Annotated in this window: 16 protein-coding genes and 3 pseudogenes; 9 read left to right on the forward strand and 10 right to left on the reverse strand. The window is 57.5% G+C overall.

The window, feature by feature from the left end; all coding sequences use genetic code 11:
* Positions 1–604, reverse strand: a pseudogene (locus Q5Y75_RS27295) (IS5 family transposase); the annotation flags it as partial.
* 94 nt (positions 605–698) lie between these two features.
* Between Q5Y75_RS27295 and Q5Y75_RS27300 the strand changes: the two are divergent.
* A complete protein-coding gene (locus Q5Y75_RS27300; protein WP_371933318.1) occupies positions 699–995 on the forward strand; it encodes a LysR substrate-binding domain-containing protein in 297 nt (98 codons plus the stop codon).
* Between the two features lie 129 nt (positions 996–1,124).
* Here the strand turns inward: Q5Y75_RS27300 and Q5Y75_RS27305 are convergent, their stop codons facing one another.
* Positions 1,125–4,559, reverse strand: coding sequence for an ATP-binding protein (locus Q5Y75_RS27305; RefSeq protein WP_306203429.1), 3,435 nt, complete (start codon positions 4,557–4,559; stop codon positions 1,125–1,127).
* Between the two features lie 124 nt (positions 4,560–4,683).
* On the opposite strand from Q5Y75_RS27305, the gene Q5Y75_RS27310 reads away from it, so the two are divergent.
* The 3 genes from Q5Y75_RS27310 (at position 4,684) to Q5Y75_RS27320 (ending at position 7,386) form a co-directional block, all read left to right on the forward strand.
* Positions 4,684–5,622, forward strand: coding sequence for a homocysteine S-methyltransferase family protein (locus Q5Y75_RS27310; protein WP_306203430.1), 939 nt, complete (start codon positions 4,684–4,686; stop codon positions 5,620–5,622).
* 58 nt (positions 5,623–5,680) lie between these two features.
* Positions 5,681–6,181, forward strand: a complete 501-nt coding sequence (locus Q5Y75_RS27315; RefSeq protein ID WP_306203431.1) for a GNAT family N-acetyltransferase — start codon at positions 5,681–5,683, stop codon at positions 6,179–6,181.
* A gap of 176 nt (positions 6,182–6,357) precedes the next feature.
* Positions 6,358–7,386 carry a peptidoglycan-binding domain-containing protein gene (locus Q5Y75_RS27320; protein ID WP_306203432.1) on the forward strand — a complete coding sequence of 343 codons (1,029 nt, stop codon included), beginning with the start codon at positions 6,358–6,360 and terminating at the stop codon, positions 7,384–7,386.
* A 7-nt stretch (positions 7,387–7,393) separates the two neighbouring features.
* On the opposite strand, the pseudogene Q5Y75_RS27325 reads toward Q5Y75_RS27320, so the two are convergent.
* Positions 7,394–7,600: pseudogene (locus Q5Y75_RS27325) on the reverse strand (IS6 family transposase); the annotation flags it as partial.
* Positions 7,601–7,863: 263 nt separating this feature from the next.
* Here Q5Y75_RS27325 and Q5Y75_RS27330 point away from each other — a divergent pair.
* From Q5Y75_RS27330 to Q5Y75_RS27350, 5 genes and pseudogenes are all read left to right on the forward strand, one after another.
* Positions 7,864–8,376 carry a hypothetical protein gene (locus Q5Y75_RS27330; protein ID WP_306203433.1) on the forward strand — a complete coding sequence of 171 codons (513 nt, stop codon included), beginning with the start codon at positions 7,864–7,866 and terminating at the stop codon, positions 8,374–8,376.
* Positions 8,354–9,049 (forward strand): response regulator transcription factor, encoded by a 696-nt coding sequence (locus Q5Y75_RS27335; RefSeq protein ID WP_306203435.1) that lies wholly within the window; start codon positions 8,354–8,356, stop codon positions 9,047–9,049. The genes Q5Y75_RS27330 and Q5Y75_RS27335 overlap by 23 nt, the downstream gene beginning before the upstream one ends.
* Entirely contained in the window at positions 9,049–10,374 is a 1,326-nt protein-coding gene (locus Q5Y75_RS27340; protein WP_306203436.1) for a sensor histidine kinase, read from the forward strand. Before Q5Y75_RS27335 ends, Q5Y75_RS27340 begins: the two co-directional genes overlap by 1 nt.
* Before the next feature lie 79 nt (positions 10,375–10,453).
* Positions 10,454–12,487, forward strand: a complete 2,034-nt coding sequence (locus Q5Y75_RS27345; protein WP_306203437.1) for a peroxidase family protein — start codon at positions 10,454–10,456, stop codon at positions 12,485–12,487.
* Positions 12,488–12,634: 147 nt separating this feature from the next.
* Positions 12,635–13,238: pseudogene (locus Q5Y75_RS27350) on the forward strand (transposase).
* A gap of 102 nt (positions 13,239–13,340) precedes the next feature.
* Here Q5Y75_RS27350 and Q5Y75_RS27355 read toward each other — a convergent pair.
* The 7 genes from Q5Y75_RS27355 to gdhA form a co-directional block, all read right to left on the reverse strand.
* On the reverse strand, positions 13,341–13,874 hold the full coding sequence (locus Q5Y75_RS27355) for a ricin-type beta-trefoil lectin domain protein (RefSeq protein ID WP_306203438.1): 534 nt from the start codon (positions 13,872–13,874) through the stop codon (positions 13,341–13,343).
* Positions 13,875–14,070: 196 nt separating this feature from the next.
* Complete coding sequence (locus Q5Y75_RS27360) at positions 14,071–14,829, reverse strand: YHYH protein (protein WP_306203439.1); 759 nt, start codon at positions 14,827–14,829, stop codon at positions 14,071–14,073.
* Positions 14,830–15,087: 258 nt separating this feature from the next.
* Positions 15,088–16,002: a YHYH protein gene (locus Q5Y75_RS27365; protein WP_306203441.1), complete on the reverse strand. Its 915-nt coding sequence runs from the start codon at positions 16,000–16,002 to the stop codon at positions 15,088–15,090.
* A gap of 44 nt (positions 16,003–16,046) precedes the next feature.
* Positions 16,047–16,688: a PEBP family protein gene (locus tag Q5Y75_RS27370; protein WP_306203442.1), complete on the reverse strand. Its 642-nt coding sequence runs from the start codon at positions 16,686–16,688 to the stop codon at positions 16,047–16,049.
* A gap of 285 nt (positions 16,689–16,973) precedes the next feature.
* Positions 16,974–18,893, reverse strand: coding sequence for an acyl CoA:acetate/3-ketoacid CoA transferase (locus Q5Y75_RS27375; protein WP_306203443.1), 1,920 nt, complete (start codon positions 18,891–18,893; stop codon positions 16,974–16,976).
* 9 nt (positions 18,894–18,902) lie between these two features.
* Positions 18,903–19,691 (reverse strand): 3-hydroxybutyrate dehydrogenase, encoded by a 789-nt coding sequence (locus Q5Y75_RS27380; protein WP_306203444.1) that lies wholly within the window; start codon positions 19,689–19,691, stop codon positions 18,903–18,905.
* Positions 19,692–19,840: 149 nt separating this feature from the next.
* Positions 19,841–21,211: an NADP-specific glutamate dehydrogenase gene (gdhA, locus tag Q5Y75_RS27385; protein WP_306203445.1), complete on the reverse strand. Its 1,371-nt coding sequence runs from the start codon at positions 21,209–21,211 to the stop codon at positions 19,841–19,843.
* Positions 21,212–21,232 lie beyond the last annotated feature (21 nt).

Consider the following 21,232-nt stretch of genomic DNA (forward strand, 5'->3'; position numbering starts at 1 on the left):
CGGACAGGCTTGTCGCGTGATTGTCGACCGGGGATGCAGGGCCTAATTCCCCTGTCAATAAGGGCTTCGCGGAACCAGTCTGCGTCATAGCCTCGATCTCCCAGTAGCCAGTCAGCTGATGGCAGACTATTCATCAGAGCCCTGGCCCCCGTGTAATCGCTGACCTGGCCTGCGGATATGAAGAAGCGGATGGGGCGTCCCAGACTGTCAGTAACGGCGTGCAGTTTCGTATTCATGCCACCCTTGGTGCGCCCTATCAGCCTGCCACGCCCCCCTTTTTCAACCGCAGGCTGGAGGCTGTGCGGTGCGCTTTGAGGTATGTGGCGTCAATCATGATGGTCTTATGAGCGGTTCCCTCCGCTGCCAGCCCGTTCATGATCCGAGCGAACACACCCATATCGCTCCATCGTTTCCAGCGATTGTACAGCGTCTTTGGTGGTCCATATTCACGTGGCGCATCGGACCAACGTAACCCATTGCGATTGATGAAAATAATCCCACTCAGCACGCGTCGATCATCAACTCTCGGCTTGCCATGGCTCTTTGGAAAGTAAGGCTGAAGCCGCGCCATCTGCTCGTCGGTCAGCCAGAATAGACTACTCATGTTATACCCCTGAAACTCAGGGGCTTGAATCACGCAGCCGAGATGACGGCAACCAAATTAATGGGTCCAGAACCTAGGTGAAATTCAACAAAGGATTTTCAGGGATAATTTCCGACTTGCGAGACCTTTGACAACAGTTGCAGAAACGGGGCTGAGTCTAGCGGTGGTGGAATTTGTCAGGCAAGGCCTGGGTGTCGGTTGGTTGCCCACGTCGATCGTCGCGCAGGATATCGCGAATGGCGATCTGGTAGATCTTCGCGAGCAACTTCCAAATTTTACACTCAGTGTTGTCCTCCTAAGGCTTGAAGGGCCAATGTCTGCTTCAGGTGAAGAATTTTGGCAGAATGCAAAAGAGTGCATCGTAAAGTCTGATGGCGCCGAGGATATTTAGTTGTACTGGTTCTGAAGGGCATTGATGGCTTCCATCCCCAAAACCTACCAGATGAGAGATCAGGGGATGTCCATTCCATCAAAGCCAGCCAAACCGCTTTTCCGACAGATCCAACAACGTTGATCGGTCTTAGGGTGAGAAGTCCATCAATGCGGGAGCCAACCCCCGGCTTTTTGCAAGCTCACGTGCCGCCGCCTTGTCCGGCCCGCCCGGCCCGTCGGAACATGTCGCAAGCAACATCATCGCCGCCGGTTCGAGAACCAGATCGCCAATCTCGATGGCGCGGGAAAGGGCCAGCTGCGCGTCTGCCGCTGCTTCAGCCCGCTGACCGACCGCATGTAAATGCTCGGCCCTGCGTAACCGAAGCCAGCCCTCGAACTGAACAAGATCAAGCTTCTTTGCGGCCTGCATCTGACGATCAAGCAGGTTTCGCGCATCGTCCAATCGACCCGCCCTGAGATAGACCGGCACGGCATCGCAGGCGAACCAGGATCGAAATATCGGCGCATCGATATCCTCGGTCCGTTGTACCGCATCTTCAAGGAGAGCCAGCGCTTCGTCCTGGTTTCCAACGGCCATGTGAACGCGACCCAACCGGTGCAGAGAGAAGATCAGATCTAGTGGTCGCTGGGTTTCGGTTGCTATGTCAAAGGCGCGTTGAGCGTGTTCGGCGGCGGCATCGAACAGCCCGTTCAGGCAAAGCGCATTGGATAGGTGCCCATGACACCACACCGCGCGCGTACCGGTATGACCAAAGCGCTCGTGGCGGTTGGCCTCCCAGAAGGGAAGGGTTGGGCGCAGGAGCGACAGAGTGCCGTGCCAGTCTCCTATCAACGAGCGCGCCTGAGCCTCGGCAAGCGTTGCTTCATAGGCTTGCTGTTCGTGTTCCTTGCTCAGGGATTTGGCCTGTCTGGCCTTGTCGATGGCGTCCGCCAGCCTGCCATGTGTACTGAAGAGGTAGCTTTTGCTGATTTGAACCGCGATGCGGGTAGCGGTGTTGTTGCGTTCAGTCGAGATGTCTTCCGCCAGATCAAGCTCTGCCAGCGCATCGTGATAGCGGCCGAGCGGGACAAGCACAGGCCGCAACCTGAGTGCCAGGTCTACCCTTTGGTCATTTCTCGGTTTGCCCTCTGTGTCCCGGTCCAGGGCAAGGATGGCCTTGCCGTAAGCCTCGGCGGCAAGCGTGTAAGAAGACAGCTGCGCAAAATTGTCCCCGGCGCGGCACCACCAGATAGAAGCAGCGCTCCAGTTTTCCGATTGCCAGGCGTGATGGGCAATTGCGCTTGGATCGGTATTCGACTGCGATTTGGCTATTTTGAATGCGGAGTGATGCAGCGAACGCAGATCGGGCTTCGTGATCGAGGTGTAGACGGTGTCGTACAACAAGGCGTGTCGGAACCGATGACCGGGCTCGGCCCTTGTCCCTGTGCGCAGAAGAAGCTCATCTTTCCGCAGGTCCAGCAGCGCGTCATCCAGTCGTGCGGCATTGAATCCCGACAAGGTGGCGAGGTTTTCATTCGACATCTCGACCCCCAGAACCGCCGCGCATTGCAGAACACGCCGTGCGTCAACCGGGCGTCGGTGGATATGGGCCAACAAAACATCGCGGATCGTTCCCGGAATACCGTCTGGCGCCAGCGATGAGGAGGCGCGGGCCAGTTCCACAAGAAAGAACGGGTTCCCTTCGGCCCTGTCCAGCACCAGTTCAAGCACCGCGCTTTGGCTTTCCTCGAACCACTGGGACACGAGGCGCATCGCATGTTCCCGCATAAGCGGCGCCAGCCGGAGAAGGCGACAGGAACTGCGCCCGATCCAGCCCACCTGATGCTCGGGCCGAAAGGTCGCGAGGATGAGCAGGCGATGTTCCGATACCTCGCCAACCAGCCGGTCGAGGAATTCCGCAGTATCGCTGTCGAGCCAGTGCAGATCCTCGACAACCAGGATCGTGGGTCCTGCGGTATCGGGGGGGGTCAAGACAACGGCCGATACCGCATCGAATATCTGCCGCCGAAGATCCTCCGGCGACGCGTCCGCTTCGAGCCTGTCCAGACCAAGAATCCCTGCAATGGCGGCCGCGCATTGTGCAAGCACTTTGTCCGACGCGAGCGCCCGCTCAAGCGCTTGTTCATCTTCTGCAACAACTGTTCTGAGGAACCGGGTGATCGCGCCGAATGAGCGCGAGACCTCGCGTTCGCGGCCCTCAATCATCAGGACCCGAGCGTTGCGCCTGCGGCTTAGAAACTGACGCAGCAGGGTCGATTTTCCGATGCCGGCCTCGCCGACGACCCCAACAACCTGGGCATGACCATCGCGCGATGCCGCAAATGCTGCCTTGAGGATATCGAGTTCCTCAAGGCGCGCCACGAAGGGGGTATCCTCTCGCCGCGCATCCATCCGGAACTCCGCTTCTGTCGACAGCGCAACCTCTCCGGGTCTGGTAGAGGGCATCAATTCTGCCGCCTCGGACAGCAAATGCGCCACGCTTGACGTATCGATTTCGCCGTCCTGCACAATGTCGCCCGAAACCACGGCGAATTGCATCTGATTGCAGCCGTGCGCGATCATCGCGCGGGCCGCCTGGACGGCTGCTTCGGCGTGCCTTTCGACAAGCCCGGTCGCGCCAAACACACAAGCCTGCATCGCTCCGGCGCGGTCCAGAACAACCGCTGTCCCATCCTGCAGTACTCTTTGCATCAGGCCCCGCAGGCGCGCCGATGCGGCTGCAAATTCCTCGGGGTCTTTGCTGTCGCTGGCTTCAGCTACCGCCAGGATGGATATGCTTCTGCGTTCGTGAAGCGTCGGTAGGGGTTCTGGCTCGGATGTGGGTGCGACCGCAGGCTTTTCGGCTGGCACCGACGCCAGCCGATCACGCAGCGCAAGCGTGGCCTCATCCGGCATTACCTTCAGGTCGGAGGCCAGTTTGTCCTGAAACGCATCGAACAGGGCGCAGGCGTGTGTTCGTCTTCCCATATGTGCCAAAGCGTCCATCCGTAGGCGCAGCGCGACTTCGTCGTAGGGGTCCAGCTTCAGCAGCGCGATCGCAACTGCATCGAGGTCCTTCCAGTTGCGCGCGTCTAACGACCGCTGGGCGGCTGTCGTCAGGTTTGCCGATAGTTTTTCCTCGAACGCGCGCCGCTCGTCCGAGAGCCACTCTTCAAACGCAGGATCGATCCGCCCGAGATCGCCAAGCAGATCGGCACGTACCATCGCCGCCGCTGCCATCGTATCAGATCGCAAGTCGTTGAGCATTTCCCACACATCACAGCGGATGTCCTCAGGATCCAGCGCAATGGACACCCGGTCAGCAACCAGGCCCGGCGCGCCCACTGCATCCAGCACCTTCTGAACGTGATAGATGGTTTGCCGCAATGACGCCCTGGCCTGTTCGTCGCTGCGTTCCCCCCACAGGCGCGAGGCCACGACATCCCGCCGCAAAGGGCTTTCCAGCGCCAGAATCGCCAGCAGGAATCCGGCATGGCGTATCGGGAATGTGAGTCGCCGCCCTCGGAAGCGGATTTCGAGCCGGCCGATCAACCGAATTTCCAGGCGTTCCTTGCGATCCATCCGGACACTTTCAACAGATTTAGTGGAAGTTTAACGCTGGTGGCTCAACGCGGCCAGTTCTTGTGACGGTGATATAACGCGGCGCCCGCTAAGCCTTGCTCATCGACGTTGCAGGAGATGAGACATGAAAGATCGCACAACGATACTGCCGCAACTTGGTGGCGACATCTTTGTCACGGATGGAGGTATCGAAACCACATTGATCTTCGACTATGGGATCGACCTTCCTCTGTTTGCCGCCTTTCCGCTGCTGGGAACCGAAGACGGGCGCGCCGCGCTTGAACGCTACTACCGCACCCACGCCGATGTGGCGGCCGCCCACGGGCGCGGGTTCATCTTTGAAAGCGCAACATGGCGCGCGAGCCCCGATTGGGCGCACAAGCTGGGGTTCAATGAACGCGAACTGGCCGAGTTCAACCGGCAATCCATCTCTCTGATGGATGCGCTCCGCCGCGATTTTCCGGGGCCGGAGAGCGTTCTGTCGGGATGCGTCGGCCCGCGCGGCGACGGCTATGACCCGGGCGAGATCATGACCGTGTCTGAGGCCGAGGCCTATCATGGCTTTCAGATCGAGGCTTTTGCCGGAACCAACGCGGATCTGGTGACCGCGATCACGATCACCAATACGCCGGAAGCGATCGGGATCGTGCGTGCTGCGCGAAAGTGGAACATGCCGGTGGTCATCTCGTTCACGCTGGAAACTGACGGGCGGCTTCCGACCGGCCAGACGCTTGGGTCAGCCATCGAAGAGGTTGACGAGCGGACCGGCGGCGGGCCGGCCTACTTCATGCTGAACTGCGCTCACCCCGATCATTTCCGCGAAACGCTGCAGAACGGCGGAGCCTGGAGGAATAGGATTTGCGGCATCCGCGCCAACGCCTCTCGGCTCAGCCACGCCGAGCTTGATGAGGCGGAAACGCTGGATGATGGCGACCCTGTGGAAACCGGCCGTGACTATGCCGAACTTCGTGAATTCATGCCGCATCTTGTCGTCTTTGGCGGGTGCTGCGGGACCGATCACCGGCACATCGAACAGGTTTGCATGGCAACCCGGTCGGCTTAACCTAGGCACGTTGTGGGTCGCTCGTAAGCGACCCGTATCTCAACGGACGGAGGCTCAAATGCCCTTCACTTTGCGACATGCGCACCCGGACGACGCACCGGAGCTTCATACGATACTGACCAGCCCCCACGTTGTCCGTGGCAGCATGCGTTTGCCCTTCATGCCGCTGAAAACGACAGAAGATCGGCTTACCTTTGATGAAAACCGTCTGCAGTTGGTCGCGCTTGACGGTGGCGCGATTGTTGGATTTGCAGAACTGCTTCTGAACTTTGACGCCCCAAGGGCGGCGCATTCGGCCGATGTGAACATGATAGCAACCCGCGAAGAGGATCAGGGAAAAGGTGTCGCACGGGCACTGATGGAGGCCATCATTGCAAGTTGCGATACCCATTTAGGCATCCGCCGCCTTTCACTGACGGTCTGGGTGGACAATACCCGGGCGATCGACCTCTACCAAGCGCTGGGTTTTCAGGAAGAAGGTCGGATGCACGACTTTGTCAGAACCGAAACCGGCTATGGCGATGCGATCAAGATGGCGCGTATCTGCTCGCATCACTGAGCCCACGGCGCACGGTCCTTTGTTGAGGGCCGCGCTGGTTTCAAGGCGCGACTATTAAGCTTCGCAAGCGCAACACCCTCGCAGCAGCCAATTCTCGGGCCGAGCCTCGTCAATTGCGCGTCGGCGCAACGGACTGCCGTGCCTCACACCAAATCCATTGTTTCAGGAGATAACAGATGAAGAAGCTCAAAAACGGTTCCAAAGGGCGCGACGTAAAAGCATTGCAGACCGCGCTCAACAAACCGCCCCTAAAGGCGGGCTTGAAAGTCGACGGGATCTTCGGTGACAAGACAGAGGCCTCGGTCCGTGCCTACCAGAGACGCAACAGGGTGAAGAAAGACGGCATTGCCGGCCCCAAGACCCTGGCCTCGCTCGGTCTCGGGAAGCCATCTGGCGGTGGCGGATCAAAAGGGTCCGACTGGCCTCATACGGATGTGCACGAGACGGTCGACGAGGTTGCCAGCAAGTACAAGGCAACACGCACAATCATCGACAAGCATCTGTCCATCGCTCACAAGATCAAGACAGGCGACATGCGCGAGACAGAAGCGGAGATGCTTGCCGCCTGGAAAGCGCTCGACAAGACGTTCCGCGACGTTTTCGATATCCTGCAAAACCTCGAACGTATGGAAAAGGACTTCATGCGGGCGCGGCGTGACAAGCCCGCCTCGGCGGGGCGCATCCTGAAACGTGCCAAACCGCTCTATCGAAAGGCGGCGCAAGCGCTTTTGAAATTTCTTGATGCCTGCACTGCGGTCGAGGAAATGGCAAAGAAGGTTGAGGCGACCAAGTCAGCCTCTGCCAAGATCAAGCCGCTTGATTCTTTCCATCAGAAAGATATCCGAGGTCGCCAGCTCATCCGTGATCTTCGGCAAAAGAAAACGCTGAAGAAGATGAGAGAATGTGCCGATCGTGATGCGCCGGAGTTCAAGGAAATCCGTCTCAGGTATTTGCGACTCGAAGTCGAGGCGGAAAAAGCCCACAAGCTGTGGTGGTCAAACGCGGAGATTGTTTTGAACCTTCAGGACATGCACAACCGCGCGATACCCACAGCATCGTCGAAGGAGTTGAAGAAGCTCAGGGACCGACACTTCAAGCAGATGATGAAATGCCTTGCACTCATGAAGGCGTCGGACCGGATGCGCAAGAAGGCAGAAGCAATCGACAAGGAACTGGAGGCATTGCAGAAACTGCAACCAGCATAACTACGACCGTGACGGCCTTCCTATTCTGAGCCGCGCGAGCGGCCAAGGGTGAATACTTCACTACCAAGCGGTTCAGCGTCGCATGCTCAACCGACACACCAAGTTCCGACACGATCTCTTTCACGTCACGGCAAGAGGCGCCGTACCGAACGTGGAAATAGACCGCGAACAGGATCACAGAGATTGGGTATTGTGCACCTTTGAAGTCGATCACCGGACGTTCCCAAACAGCATTACAGACCAAGCACCAGTTGGATCAACCCACGCAAAGGTGCAACGGGCCGGCCAAAGCTAGCGACAGAGCCGGTCCGTCTGAGTTGAGTTGGAGGTCCTCAACCATCGACACACTGCAAGGTGTGACAAGCTGGTTTATTCAGCTGCGGTTCAGCCGCAACGTGCCAGCATGTTTTCGCAAGTTAGAGGTCGGCATGCCGCCAGCGCATGGAACTCGTGATCGAAACGGAGTAGCAGGGCCACATGTCGAAACGCGCTGTGTTTGTCATCCTGATCTTGTTTGCGTGCCATGCTGGGGCAAACGCCGCTTCTGCCCAATCCAACAGAGATAAAAAGTTCGATGAAGCACTCGCTTCTGCACGCGCCGTGGTCCCTGGCGCGGAATTCGTTGATGTCGAGCGGTTGCAAGACAATCATTCAATGGATTTTCTGCTTAGAAAGAAGAACGGCCGCCTGGTAACCGTACGTGTCCAAACCGCCACCGCTAAGGTCGTCAATATCCGCGAGGCTGGCAATGACAGCGCACCCCTGAAACAGAGCGGGGGCCTGATGAATCGCATCTTGCACGGATATTTCCACGACCGGGGAGCAACCCAAGAAGCCGCAAGCGACCGGCCGGAAAAGGCGCCTGATCGCGACCGGCAGAGTTCAGGCGAACAGGATCGGTCTGGAGAGCGTTCTGGCGACGGTCAGGGTAAGGGCGGTTCCAATGAGGGCGATTCAAAGGGGAAGGGTGACAGGTCTGGTCGCCGCTAGTGGAAAAAAGATCATGAGGATTTTGCTTGCAGAAGACGATACGGCTCTGGCCCACCAAATTTGGGCAGAGCTTGAGGACTCCGGGTTTACGGTCGACCATGTTGCAACCGGCGAAGACGCCGCCCATTTTGGCGAAGTCGAAGCCTATAGCGCGATCGTTCTGGACCTTGGACTGCCGATTCTCGACGGCGTGAGCGTCCTGCGACGATGGCGTGCTGGCGGGATTGCAACACCTGTTATCATCCTCACCGCCCGTTCTGGTTGGCGGGACAAGGTCGATGGGTTGAATGCAGGAGGCGACGATTACCTCGGAAAACCATTTCAGATGGATGAACTGATCGCGCGTTTGCGCGCCCTTGTGCGTCGTGCAAACGGCGTCCCGCAAACGATCCTCACGCATCGGGATATCGAGCTCGATACAATTGCCAGAACCGTACGCACAGCGGATGGTCTGGTGAAAGTGACCTCCCACGAACTCAAACTGCTGACCATATTGATGATGAACCCATGCCAACTACACCGGAAAGTCGATCTGGCCGAGGGCCTTTATGGGTATTTCGAAGAACGGGACAGCAACACCGTCGAAGTTTTTGTGGCACGCCTGCGCAAGAAGTTGGGTGCAGACATCATCGAAACCGAGAGGGGTCTTGGCTATCGCCTTGGCGAGGCCTGATGCGGCGCTCGCTGACGGCGCGTGTGGTTACTGGTGCCATTGTCTGGATTACGCTCGCATTGGGTTTCGGTGGCTATGCAATCTACGGAATCTTTCAGAACTCGGCCCAACGTCAGTTTGACCTGCGTCTCGAAGAAGAACTGACCCAGCTGACGGCAGCAGTTGTCTTTTCGCCCGAAGATATTGCCGCGCGGATGACGTCTCCTGCATTTGCACGCAGCTATTCCGGACTTTATTGGCAGGCGGTCACTGATGACAGAACCGCTTTCCGATCACGATCCACTCAGGGTTGGACCCTGCCACAGATCGAAACCGCAGAGTTATCACGCGGAAGTATCGACGGGCCGGACGGTCAGACGTTGCGCTGGCTGGGAAGGTCTTTGATAAGTCCTGACGGGAAACACTGGGCGCTGACCATCGCACAGGATTCCGTTGTGCTTTCGCAAGAGACCGCTGGTTTCCGGAAGGGCCTGATCCTTTCTGCAATCGTTCTGGCGTTTGCCCTTGTCAGCGCCGCGGTTCTTCTTCTGCGTACTGCGTTGTCACCGCTTCGGTCCCTTCGGGCTTCGATCAATCGGCTGCAGGCCGCTGACGGCGAATTGTTGCTCAGCGACTTTCCGGCAGAGGTGAGACCGCTCGTAACAGACCTGAATGAAGCATTTGAGAAGAATTCGCGCTTGCAGGAGAAGAGCAGGATGCAGGCAGCGAACCTGGCCCATGCGCTCAAGACGCCAGCTGCGGTCCTTAACAACGAGATCGATCGATTGGACGCGGGTAAGGGTATCGATACGGCGGTCGCGCGTACCGCTATAGATCGGATTGCGGCCAGCGCGGATGCCCATCTGCGGACGGTCGGGCCCGCCGATCTGGTCCTTCGTCAAGAAAAGATCGATGTGGGGCAGGTAGTGAAAGATCTGCTGGACGCGCTGTCCCGCCTCTTCCGAGAAATTCACTTCGATTTAAGAGCTTCCGGCGACCTGCGGATGATGATGGCAACGTCGGATCTGCAGGAAGTCGCGGGCAATCTTCTGGAAAATGCTGGCAAGTGGGCATCAAAAACAGTCGATGTGACAATTGCCGGCACCGACACCAGCATTTCGCTTCGGATCGAAGATGACGGTCCCGGCGTGCCCGTTGCCATGCGCTGCAAAATCCTTGAGCAAGGGACGCGGCTTGATGAGAGCAAACCAGGCACGGGGCTGGGGCTGGCGATCGTGGAAGGTGTGGTGGAATCCTATGGTGGGACCCTGACGCTGTCCTCGTCCCGACGCGGGGGCGTGCTGGCGGAAGTGATACTGCCGCGCGGCAATCTGAACGCGAGCTGAACAGCGGCTTCAGCATGCGTTCAGGTACCTCGGGGATACCTGTCGGTAGTCCAGAGATAGCCAGACAAAGGAAGCAGTCATGCCGCGCAAAGATCATCGTGAAGCCCCGTCGGACGAACCTGTGAACCAGGATGCTACCATCGATAGCGACAACTCTGCCAGCGGCCAAACTAGCTTACCGGGGCCGGGCCAGAACCGACATGATGGAAAACGCATTGGCAAAGAAGGCCTAGCTGAAGAACCCCGCTCGGACATCGTGACCAGGCCCATCGATGGTGCGGGAACCAATACCGACAATCCGGACTGGGGTGCAACCGATCAGGAGTTGATCCGGCTTGCAGCGGCGACCTTTGCCGATGGTATCGGCGAAATAGTGGAAGACCGTCCAAATGCGCGCGCAATTTCGAACGCCGTGGCGACCCAGGACGGTGTGGTAGAGAGCAGTTTCGGTGCCAGCGATCTGCTTTGGGCATGGGGACAGTTTATCGACCACGATCTCGATCTGACAGAGGCTGGTGACGCCGAATTGGCCTACATCTCCGTCCCGGATGGCGACCCCCAGTTTGCGGATGGCGGCGTGATCCCATTCACGCGCGTCGAATACACAGACGGTAGCGGTGAGGACTCCGCCCGTGCGTATGCTAACGAAACAACCGCATATCTCGACGCAAGCATGGTCTACGGATCAGACGCAGATACGAGCGCGTCGCTGCGCGATGGCGCACAGCTGCTGCTTGACGAGAATGGGCTCTTGCCCACCGAAGCCACCGGGGTACTCGCAGGAGATGTGAGAGCAGCCGAGAATGTGGCGCTGACATCGCTGCACACGCTGCTCGCCCGCGAGCACAATCGCTGGGTAGAGGATCTCAGCGCAGCGAATCCTGAAATGTCCGAGGATCAGCTATTCGACGCGGCTCGGATGCGTGTCGAGGCTGAAATTCAGGCGATCACTTTCAATGAATTCCTGCCAATCCTCGTCGGCGAAGACGCCTTTGCCAGATACGAAGGCTACGATCCGGATGTGAACCCAGGGATATCGGTCGAATTCTCGACGGCCGCGTACCGCTTCGGCCATTCGCTCCTGTCCTCCGAACTGCTCCGACTCAATGAGGATGGGTCCAGCATTGCTGCGGGTTCCATGACCCTGCAGGAGGCGTTCTTCAATCCGGGTGCGATCGCCGAGAACGGCGGGGTAGACCCAATCCTGCGTGGACTTGCGGCAAGCACGGCGCAGGAACTGGACACTCAGGTTGTCGAAGACGTCCGCTCGTTTCTGTTTGCACCGACTGGCGAGTTAGGCTTGGACCTTGCTGCGATCAACATCCAACGCGGGCGCGACCTTGGCGTTGCTAGCTATAACGATCTCCGCGAGGCATTGGGGTTTGACCGTATTGATAGCTTTGACGATATCTCGTCGAACGCCGAAACAGTTGCCCGGCTGGAGGCGGCCTACGGCGACGTGGATCTTGTCGATGCCTGGGTTGGTGGCCTTGCGGAAGATCCTGCGGGCGACGGACTCTTGGGCGAGACATTTGCGGCCATTATCGTCGATCAGTTTACGCGGCTCCGCGACGGGGATGCCTTGTGGAGCGAAGCGGGATACCTCTCGGACTCGGATCGGAAGACGCTCTGGGACACCACGCTGGCAGACTTGATCAAGTGGAACACCGACATAGCATCCATCCAGGACAATGCGTTTTACGCCTACTCCAGGATTGCCGGAGACGGCAGGGCAAACACGATTGAGGGTGGTGACGACCGAGACCTGCTGATCGGAGCGGCTGGAGATGACACACTCGTCGGTGGTTCCGGAGACGACCAGCTTGAAGGTGGGATGGGCGATGACATCCTGATCGGCGGTATCGGGGATGATACTCTCTACGGCGGCGATGGTGCAAATCACTTCGTGTTCGACGAAACAAGTGGGTTCGACACTGTCGTAGATTTTGATGGCGACGACACCTTCTCGCTTCAGACCGATGGGTCCTTCGATCTAAAAGGCGCGCTCAGCCGGGATCGACATGGTGTGATCCTGAGCGTCAGCGAGGATACACGAATTTCATTCCTGGGCGCGGATCACTCGGATGTGGCAGATGGGTTCTTACTGGTCTGAGCGAGCATTCCGACGGGCTCTGATGGCTTCTATCAGTGTTACGATGCCTCAATTGCCGGACTGTGCGCTTACTTCCAAGACCGGCTTTGTTGCACAAATCGGCCGATGGGATTCACTGTGTGAATCCAGCGCGATAGCTGAGGGGGCATGAGCAGTTGGTCCCCTACGAAGTACAAGACCAGGAACTGGCCTTCATACAACACCGCGCTGAAGCAACGCGGTTCACTTTCGATCTGGTTTGATCCCGAGTTGGAATGGCGACCGCCTGCAACCGGTAAGCGCGGACATCAACTGGAGTACAGCGATGCCGCGATCCAGGTTTGCCTCACATTGAAGGTGCTGTTTGGGATGCCGCTTCGCCAGACCACCGGCTTCGTCGAAAGCATGGTGCGGCTGGCGGGGCTCGACTGGAAAGTGCCGGACTTCAGCACCCTTTGCCGTCGTCAAAAGTCGTTGAGCGTCTCCATCCCATATCGTGGCGGAACTGGGCCGTTGCATCCGCTGATTGATGCAACCCGGATCATGGCTGAGGGTAAGAGCCTGCAAATATCTCGGACGGGCATTGTGGCGAAAGTTGACCGGATATCACAGACGAAGCCGCGCAGAGACAAAGATGAACTGCGCTAAACTGCTTGGCCAAGGCCTCATGGCACACGATTTTGATCGGCAGATCGCTGAGCTTCAGGTCCGGATTGCCGTGCTCAATCGTTACCCGGCTATTGGCATACCTGTCACAGAGCCTGTAGCATAGGTCCGTCTCACGGGCTGCAAGAGATGGGTCGCCGCGATTGCGCGGCAACCAATTGATCTACTCCTGAATGTCAGAACGATAGAATAGCGAAAGTAGGACAGGTCACTCCGCTGTTCGGACGTTCCACATCTGATAGGCGGACAGTACGTCATCACAGGCTTCCAGCGTAAGGGACTTGATCTGGTTGGTCTGACTGCGGCCTGTCCGCGTATCTTCGCCTGCGGTCACACAGAGGTGCGAGGCTGCTGCGGGTGTAATCGTGCCTTCGCTGGAAAACACGAAGCTTTGGGCATCGCTGCCGTCGCAGGCCACAAGATCCAACGCACTCCCGGCCTCTTGCGACACCGCCTGCATGCAGACGTCGAATGCAGGCATGTAGAACGTGCCGTCCGCGAACTGTTCGTACGTAAAGCCCTGATCCACGAAGATTTCGCCCGAGGGACTATAGCAAGTGTGCGCCTGCAAGCCGTTATCCGGGTCGGCCTTTGGACCCTGGCCACCGGCTATGTCGAGACAATAGCCCTCTTGGATGTTGTCGAGCATGTCGAGCAGATAAACCTCGACAGTTTCGGCTTGCGCCACGCCTGCGGTCAGCAGCAAGGCCGCGGCGGCGGGAATGAGGGTTTGTTTGATCATGGTGTTTTCCGTTCTTTTAGGATGTTGAAGCTGGAAAGTCTCGCTGCTCGATGGTGATCCTGCAAAGCGCGGTGTTTCTTTGCTCAAGGTCTGGGCCCCAGATTAGCTCGGCGTTATCAACCCAGTCGATTTCGTCGTAGCCGAGCTTCGGTTCGACAGTTGCGAGTTCCGGTTGATCGGTTCAGCAAACCGCCGACTAATTCCGCTTCATGAAGTGCGGATTGACCACGCCCTTGAAGCATCGCGGGAAGTAGGGGTACGTGTCCGTCGCGAAATAGGTGTAAGTGCCTTCCACCTGACCGCCATTGCACTCGTCCAGAGTGCCGCTGTCCGCAACATATTCGAAGTCTTGGTCAAAGGTTCCGTCGAAGGTGCCACCGGGTGGATTTGGACGTGCACCAGCCTTCAGCTGCCAGGATGATTTGGCGGTCGATGGGCTGTATCTTATCTCGAAACCGTCTGGCGCGTATCCTATCAAGCTGCCACCCTGAGACGCGAGGAGATCGCTGGAAATACCGTGGTAATGATACAGGCCAGCGCGATCGACATGGCCGTTTTGATCGTCCATCCCGAGGCTGCGAGGGTCATGCATCGCTTGTTGCCGCCACCCGCTCGACGGATCATGGCTGAAGCCGCGGCGTCCATTGGGATCATAATATCCAGCCGTATAGGGCCGGATCGGAACGCCCGTAACAGATACGCCAACTGTCATCAGTCCTTCTGTCACAGTGTCAGCCATGCTTGGTTCCGAGGGAAAGCAGAAGGTCAGTTGCTGCGGTCGAAACGCATTGGGATTGGCGCGGTTGGGAAACTTTCCCATGTCATGATCTGGTGCTCCGTTTGACAGAATGCAGGTCATGTCGCCACTGATGTCGACGCGCGCATCATTTTCATGAGCATAGACGCCCTGCATGGTTGCTACGATCAAGATTGCCGCGACTCGTAGACCGGACATAATCATTCTCCTGCTGGTTTGCATGATCTTTAAACGGAGCTCGGGCGGGTGTCCGTCGACGATTCTTTTTGGACGATCTCCGTCTCGGCCAGTCCTTTCAATTCCTGAGGTAAGAGCGATCATAGAAGGCAAGCTCAACAGATCTTGAAAAATCTCTTACGCCTTCAGAACCTATTAGAAACCGTCAGATGGCTGTTATTAAGCATGGGGTCTATCTGATGCGTCGTAGCGAAGAGATGCTTTTCGGTGTTGACGTGGTCATCGACAGAACTTACCGGAAACAACTTCGCCGCCATTTGTAACTGTGCGGGTGGTGAAATCGTAACAGCCGGGGTCGTGGGAAGGGGCGTAGCGAATGTAGTAGCTTTCACCCCTATACGCATAGTCCATGCTACGGCTGCCATCTTCGTTCTGGGTAAAGACGAGTTTGTCGACCCCGCCTCTCGGTGGGCGCCCCGGCGAAACCGCTCTACCTGCTGCATCCTGAAGCGGGAGGACACGGGGAAGTCGGTCGAACTCGGCAACCTGCCCTATCAGGCATTGTACGATGTAAGGTGCATCCGGCGACGTATGGTAACGGTACCCAAAGGTCTCGTCGGGCTGGCCATTGCAGACATCAAGGTCGCCCTCGGCGATTTCGGATCCGTCGGGATTAGTGTCGCCATAAATTGGATAGCCGTCAAATGCCCAACCGATGATCGCAGCCGGACCTCTATTTGACATCTGCTCGATCATACAAGTGGGCGCCATGTGATAGTGATAATCGTCACCTCGCCCGGCATGGCCGCCGCAAATGTCCAACTGCCCTGTCTGATAAGTATCGTGCTGTGCTTGGTGATGGGCCAGGTCGGCCTCTGTCATCTCGCCCGCCGCGGTGTAATCGTAGATCGGCACGCCATTGACCGCGACTCCCAGGGCGGCGTCGCGCGTAAGCGGCGCGTTCCCAAGTTCGGGTTCAAGCTGGATCGGGGCGGAATACTCGGCGGGCACCGGCACCTGCTCGTTGGTTCCTACAATGCCGGTCATAAGCTCATGATCCGGGTAAATATCTGAGGAGATAATGGCGTGATCATCCGTGCAGTTGACAGTGACGCTGTCATCGAACCCCGCCTCGGCAATAGAGGTCGTGATGGCGACACAATGATTGTCATGGGCCGCGGTCGGTTTGGCCATGCTCAGGCTTATGAGGCCAAGGGCCAGAATGGGGGCCAAGCGCGTCATTCGACGACCGTTCGGCAGAGCACCGTATTGCTCCGCTCCAGATCAGGCCCCCAGATGAACGCGGCAGAGGGATCCCACGCGATGCGGTCGTAACCATCCTTCGGATCCACGACCCGTGCGGAATAGACGGTTGCCGCAGGCCAGTCGGAGGCATCGAAGACAGGGGTGTCCCAGCCCTTCGGTTCATCCAAGGCCTCGAAGCCGCAGGCACCCTCTCCAGCGATGGGAGTGCTCTCTCGCGCGCAGGACGCGTCGGTGGGGGCAGTGTGGATGACGAGGCACCGCCAATCGGCATCGCTAGCCACAGTAAGCGCGCCGGTTGCATCTCGGATCTGGAGGATGACACCGCCATCGCCCATTTGTTGGCGGCGGGTTCCGATATATTCGAGGCCAGTGTCATTTTCCCTGAAATCTTTCGCCACGAGACCGATCACGAAAGGCCGCTCAGCATTGAAAGCGAAGCTCTCCGCGTTGAAGGAGCGTTCGGTCGTGATCGGAACGCTGTCTTCAGCGACCTGCTGGCCGTTGATGCGCATCTCAAACCAGTTGTCGGCCCAAACGTCTGCCGAAAAGGGTTCGGAATGGAGGGCTGTAGTGGTGGAACCCAGAAGCAGCGACGCAACTGCAAATCTGATCATCTCTCTCTCCTTCGCACAAATGTAAGAGTTAAACGTTACAGGACGCGGTTTCTGTCGCTTACTTTGCGCGGACACGGTGGATACAACTGAGAGCGATGTGCGCACCGCCATCCCGCAATGTAAGACCAGAGAGTTGCTTTGTAGTCGCTAAAACGAAATGCAGAGGCTGTGTCGCAAACTCTGGCGTCGGTCAGAGCTATCGCGTTGGCAGGCGGTTGTTATCCAGTGAGCTCTGCAGATTGACGGAATCCGCTTGTCGAAAGTCCGAGCTGCCCCTTGCGGCTGTCATCGTTCCAGAAACAATCTAGCCTGTTCTCCCGTTTCGAAGATGTGTGTACGTGCTTCAGGAAAAACTTGGCTAAGCTTCATGCGCATGAAGGCCGAACCGGAATAGCGGCTGACCTTGTTATAATAACAACGGGTCAAATCATTGACCATGTTGCCCCAGTCTTTCTCCAGCGCGTCGTCTATCTTGAAACCGTCGTAGTTGACGACCACATCCACGCGGCTGGGTGCTCCCGAGCAGGTTTTGGCAACTAATTGACCTACGCGGTCAACCTCATCCTTTGAGCGAATCCGCATTTTTTCGAAATTGAGGAATAGCCGTCCTGCACCTTCATCCAGCGCGATGCGATCGGGAAGATCGAGATGCAGCAGGTCTGTGCGCAGATCCATCTCGCCCTCGCCGAAAATGCGGGGGTCCATTTCTCTTGGTTCCTCGATCAGGGGTGCTTTGTCCATATGCGCGAGGATATCGTTTTCGATATCAACGCCGGGTGCGATTTCAGCCAGCCTCAGCCCGGCGCTAGTCAGTTCGAACACACACCGCTCGGTCACATAAAGAACCGGCTGGTTCAGGCGGGCGGCGCGGGTGCCCGAGAAGGTGACTTGTTCCACGGCATCCAGGAATTTGCGCGTGGACCCTTCCTGCTGGATCTCGATTTTGTTGTCGGCAACGGCAACGTCCAGACCGACCGCGCTGAACGTCCCTGCGAAAACCACCCTGCGCGCGTTTTGACTGATGTTGATAAACCCACCTGCCCCGGCGAGGCGCGGGCCAAACCTTGAGACATTGACGTTGCCCATGGCGTCAGCCTGGGCCAGGCCAAGACAGGCCAGATCAAGACCGCCCCCGTCGTAAAAGTCGAACTGATTGTTCTGCGGAATGACCGCATCCGTGTTAATCGCCGCGCCGAAATCCAGCCCCGAGGCGGGCTGGCCGCCGATCACACCCGGCTCGGCCGTCAGCGTCAGATGATCCAGCAGCCCTTCCTCGGCAGCAACCGATGCCACACCTTCCGGCATGCCGATGCCAAGATTGACAACGCCGTTTGCGGGCAGTTCAAATGCGCAGCGCCGTGCGATCACCTTACGCGCGTCCAGAGGCATCGTCGGGATTTCGCTCTGAGGAGACCTGATCCGATTGGTGAACGCGTGGCTGTACTCCGTACGGTAGGTCTGGACGTGATGCTCGGGTGTGGACACCACCACTGCGTCGACCAGAATTCCGGGGATGTGGACGTCGCGCGCAGGCAATGTTCCCGCAGCCGCAATGCGTTCGACCTGTACCACGACAACGCCACCCGCATTCCGGACGGCCATGGCCTGCGCGAGGTTGTCGATCAACAGCGCCTCGCGTTCCATCGTGACGTTGCCAGCCTCATCCGCAGTGGAACCGCGAAGTAGCGCAACGGTCAGTATCGGGGCAGGGTAGAACAGGTAGTCCTCCCCATTGATTTCCATCAGTTCGACTTGCGGATCGGTGCTGATGTCATTGATGGCTCCACCACCGTTTCTGGGATCGACAAACGTCTCAAGGCCCACCTTCGACAGCATCCCAGGTTTCCCAGCGGCACAATCTCGAAACAATTGGCTGATGCAACCTTGCGGCAGGTTCCACCCCTCGATCTTTCCGGCGGTCGCAAGCTCGGCCACTTTCGGGATCAGGCCCCAATGCCCGCCAATGACACGCTTCAGCAAGCCCTCGTGACCCAGCCGGTTCAGGCCACGTTCCTTGCCGTCCCCTTGGCCCGCAGCAAAGAAGAGTGACAGGTTGCGCGGGTGACCGGCCTCAAGATACCTGGTCTCAACTGCGGCTAGTAACTCGTCCGGCACCCCGATCCCGACAAATCCTGACGTCGTCACCCAATCGTCATCATGGATAAGTGCGGCGGCTTCGGCGGCTGATACAACCTTGCGTTTCATGACACATCCTCACGCGGCGGTCCAACCGCCGTCAACTGGCAATGCCACACCAGTGATGTTCTCAGCTGCGTCCGAGCACAGGAACAGGGCCGTTCCTGCCAACTGTTCTACTGTCACGAACTTCTTGGTCCATTGCGCCGCAAGCAACACGTCGCGTTTGACTTCCTCTTCGGTCATGCCTCTGGCTTGCGCTGTATCCGGGATTTGCTTTTCCACCAGCGGAGTCAGCACATAGCCCGGGCAAATGGCATTGCAGGTGATGCCGTCTTCGGCGACTTCCAACGCGATGGTTTTAGTCATCCCAACCACACCATGTTTGGCGGTCACATAGGCGGACTTGAATGGTGACGCGACGAGTCCATGCGCTGATGCAATATTGATGACACGCCCCCAACCCTTGGCTTTCATACCAGGAACGGCGGCCCGAGCCGTGTGAAAGGCCGAGTTCATATTGATGTCGATAATCATGTCCCAACGGTCTTTGGGGAAGTCTTCGACGGGTGAGACCAGTTGGATACCCGCATTGTTCACGACAATATCGACCGCGCCGAATCGGTCCGCAGAGCCTGCGATCAGTGCTTCAATCTCGCCCGGTTTGGTCATGTCTGCACCGTTGTACAGAACAGTCCCTTGTGACCGATCGTCGATGTCCTTTCTCGTGGTCTCAATATCATCCTGATCGCCAAACCCGTTCAGGACAACATTAGCGCCGGCCGCAGCAATTCCCTTGGCCAGTCCCAAGCCGATCCCCGAGGTTGATCCAGTGACAACGGCAGTTTTTCCAGATAGATCAGTCATATCTCTCTCCTTGGTATTTCGACGCAGAAACTCTTTGATTGCTTAGCCTTGTCCATTCTGGGCTTTATGGCTGCCCGTTTCCCAGGAACAGGAAAGGACCTATTCTGTTCATTGAGCCACGATCATAGTCAAAGCGTCAGATGCTCTGACTACACCACTCCATAGGCAAGCATCGCATCGGCGACCTTTTTGAAACCCGCTATATTTGCGCCTTTCACATAGTCGCAATAACCTGTGTCCTTGGATGCACCCGCACTGACGCCGTACTGGGTGCAGCGGTCGTGAATACCTAGCATAAGCTGACGCAGGCGTTCCTGAAGTTCCTCTTCTGACCAGACCACCCGAGCAGCGTTCTGGCTCATCTCAAGCCCTGACAAAGCGACACCGCCAGCATTGGCAGCCTTACCAGGACCAAACAGAATTCGCGCATTCTTGAACACTGCGACCCCATCAAGGTCTGTGGGCATGTTGGCGCCTTCGACCACCACAATACAGCCATTGGCGACTAGGCTTTTTGCGTCTTCGCCGCGGATCTCATTCTGCGTTGCGCAGGGTACTGCTAGATCACATGGCACGCCCCAAGGGCGCGCTTCAGCGTGAAATTTGGCAGATGGATAAACTTCGACATAATCAGCAATCCGCCCGCGCCGCCGCGTCTTGTGTTCCTTTACCCAACTGATCTTTTCGAGGTCGAAGCCATCTGGATCAAAGACAAAACCCTGAGAATCTGACAGTGTCAGAACCTTGCCTCCCAGATGCACGATTTTTTCTGCCGCATGGGTGGCAACATTGCCTGACCCTGACACCACGGCGGTTTTGCCTTCGACGTCATCGCCGGCGCGCTTGAGCATGTCCTGAAGGAAATAGACGGCACCATAGCCTGTTGCCTCGGTTCGGACGAGGCTTCCGCCGAACTCCAGTCCCTTGCCGGTAAGAACACCGGAGAACTTATTAGTAATACGCTTGTATTGCCCAAACATGTAGGCAATCTCGCGTCCTCCGACCCCAATATCCCCAGCGGGAACGTCGATATCGTCGCCGACATGGCGGAAAAGCTCGGTCATAAACGACTGACAAAACCGCATGACCTCGTGATCAGATTTGCCTTTCGGATTGAAGTTTGAACCGCCTTTGCCGCCGCCTAGTGAAAGACCCGTCAAACTGTTCTTGAACGTTTGCTCAAACGCTAGAAACTTCAGCACACTTTCCGTCACGTTTGGATGAAATCGAATTCCACCTTTGTAGGGGCCAATGGCGTTGTTGTTCTGAACCCGCCAACCGCGTTGAACTCTGATGTTATTGTCGTCGTCTTCCCAACAAACCCGGAAGCTCACAACACGGTCCGGCTCGGCGATGCGTCGCAGTATTTGGTATTCGTGATACTCTTCCTTGTCTTGGATAAATTCGAATATATCCTGTGCGACTTCATGGATCGCTTGCACGAACTCTTTCTGGCCTGGGTTTCGTTTCTCGACACCGGCCATGAACTCAGGGAATCCAACGTGATCTGAAACGGCCATAAGAGCCTCCTTTAACTACGA

Origin of the sequence: Ruegeria discodermiae, assembly GCF_030758345.1 — a bacterium.
Taxonomy (GTDB): domain Bacteria; phylum Pseudomonadota; class Alphaproteobacteria; order Rhodobacterales; family Rhodobacteraceae; genus Ruegeria_C.

Coding starts and splice junctions, on each gene's coding strand:
- Q5Y75_RS27370 (WP_306203442.1), bottom strand. CDS start 16,688: ATGATCAGATTTGCAGTTGCGTCGCTGCTTCTGGGTTCCACCACTACA.
- Q5Y75_RS27340 (WP_306203436.1), top strand. CDS start 9,049: ATGCGGCGCTCGCTGACGGCGCGTGTGGTTACTGGTGCCATTGTCTGG.
- Q5Y75_RS27345 (WP_306203437.1), top strand. CDS start 10,454: ATGCCGCGCAAAGATCATCGTGAAGCCCCGTCGGACGAACCTGTGAAC.
- Q5Y75_RS27320 (WP_306203432.1), top strand. CDS start 6,358: ATGAAGAAGCTCAAAAACGGTTCCAAAGGGCGCGACGTAAAAGCATTG.
- Q5Y75_RS27360 (WP_306203439.1), bottom strand. CDS start 14,829: ATGTCCGGTCTACGAGTCGCGGCAATCTTGATCGTAGCAACCATGCAG.
- Q5Y75_RS27375 (WP_306203443.1), bottom strand. CDS start 18,893: ATGAAACGCAAGGTTGTATCAGCCGCCGAAGCCGCCGCACTTATCCAT.
- Q5Y75_RS27310 (WP_306203430.1), top strand. CDS start 4,684: ATGAAAGATCGCACAACGATACTGCCGCAACTTGGTGGCGACATCTTT.
- Q5Y75_RS27380 (WP_306203444.1), bottom strand. CDS start 19,691: ATGACTGATCTATCTGGAAAAACTGCCGTTGTCACTGGATCAACCTCG.
- Q5Y75_RS27365 (WP_306203441.1), bottom strand. CDS start 16,002: ATGGCCAAACCGACCGCGGCCCATGACAATCATTGTGTCGCCATCACG.
- Q5Y75_RS27330 (WP_306203433.1), top strand. CDS start 7,864: ATGTCGAAACGCGCTGTGTTTGTCATCCTGATCTTGTTTGCGTGCCAT.
- Q5Y75_RS27355 (WP_306203438.1), bottom strand. CDS start 13,874: ATGATCAAACAAACCCTCATTCCCGCCGCCGCGGCCTTGCTGCTGACC.
- gdhA (WP_306203445.1), bottom strand. CDS start 21,211: ATGGCCGTTTCAGATCACGTTGGATTCCCTGAGTTCATGGCCGGTGTC.
- Q5Y75_RS27305 (WP_306203429.1), bottom strand. CDS start 4,559: ATGGATCGCAAGGAACGCCTGGAAATTCGGTTGATCGGCCGGCTCGAA.
- Q5Y75_RS27315 (WP_306203431.1), top strand. CDS start 5,681: ATGCCCTTCACTTTGCGACATGCGCACCCGGACGACGCACCGGAGCTT.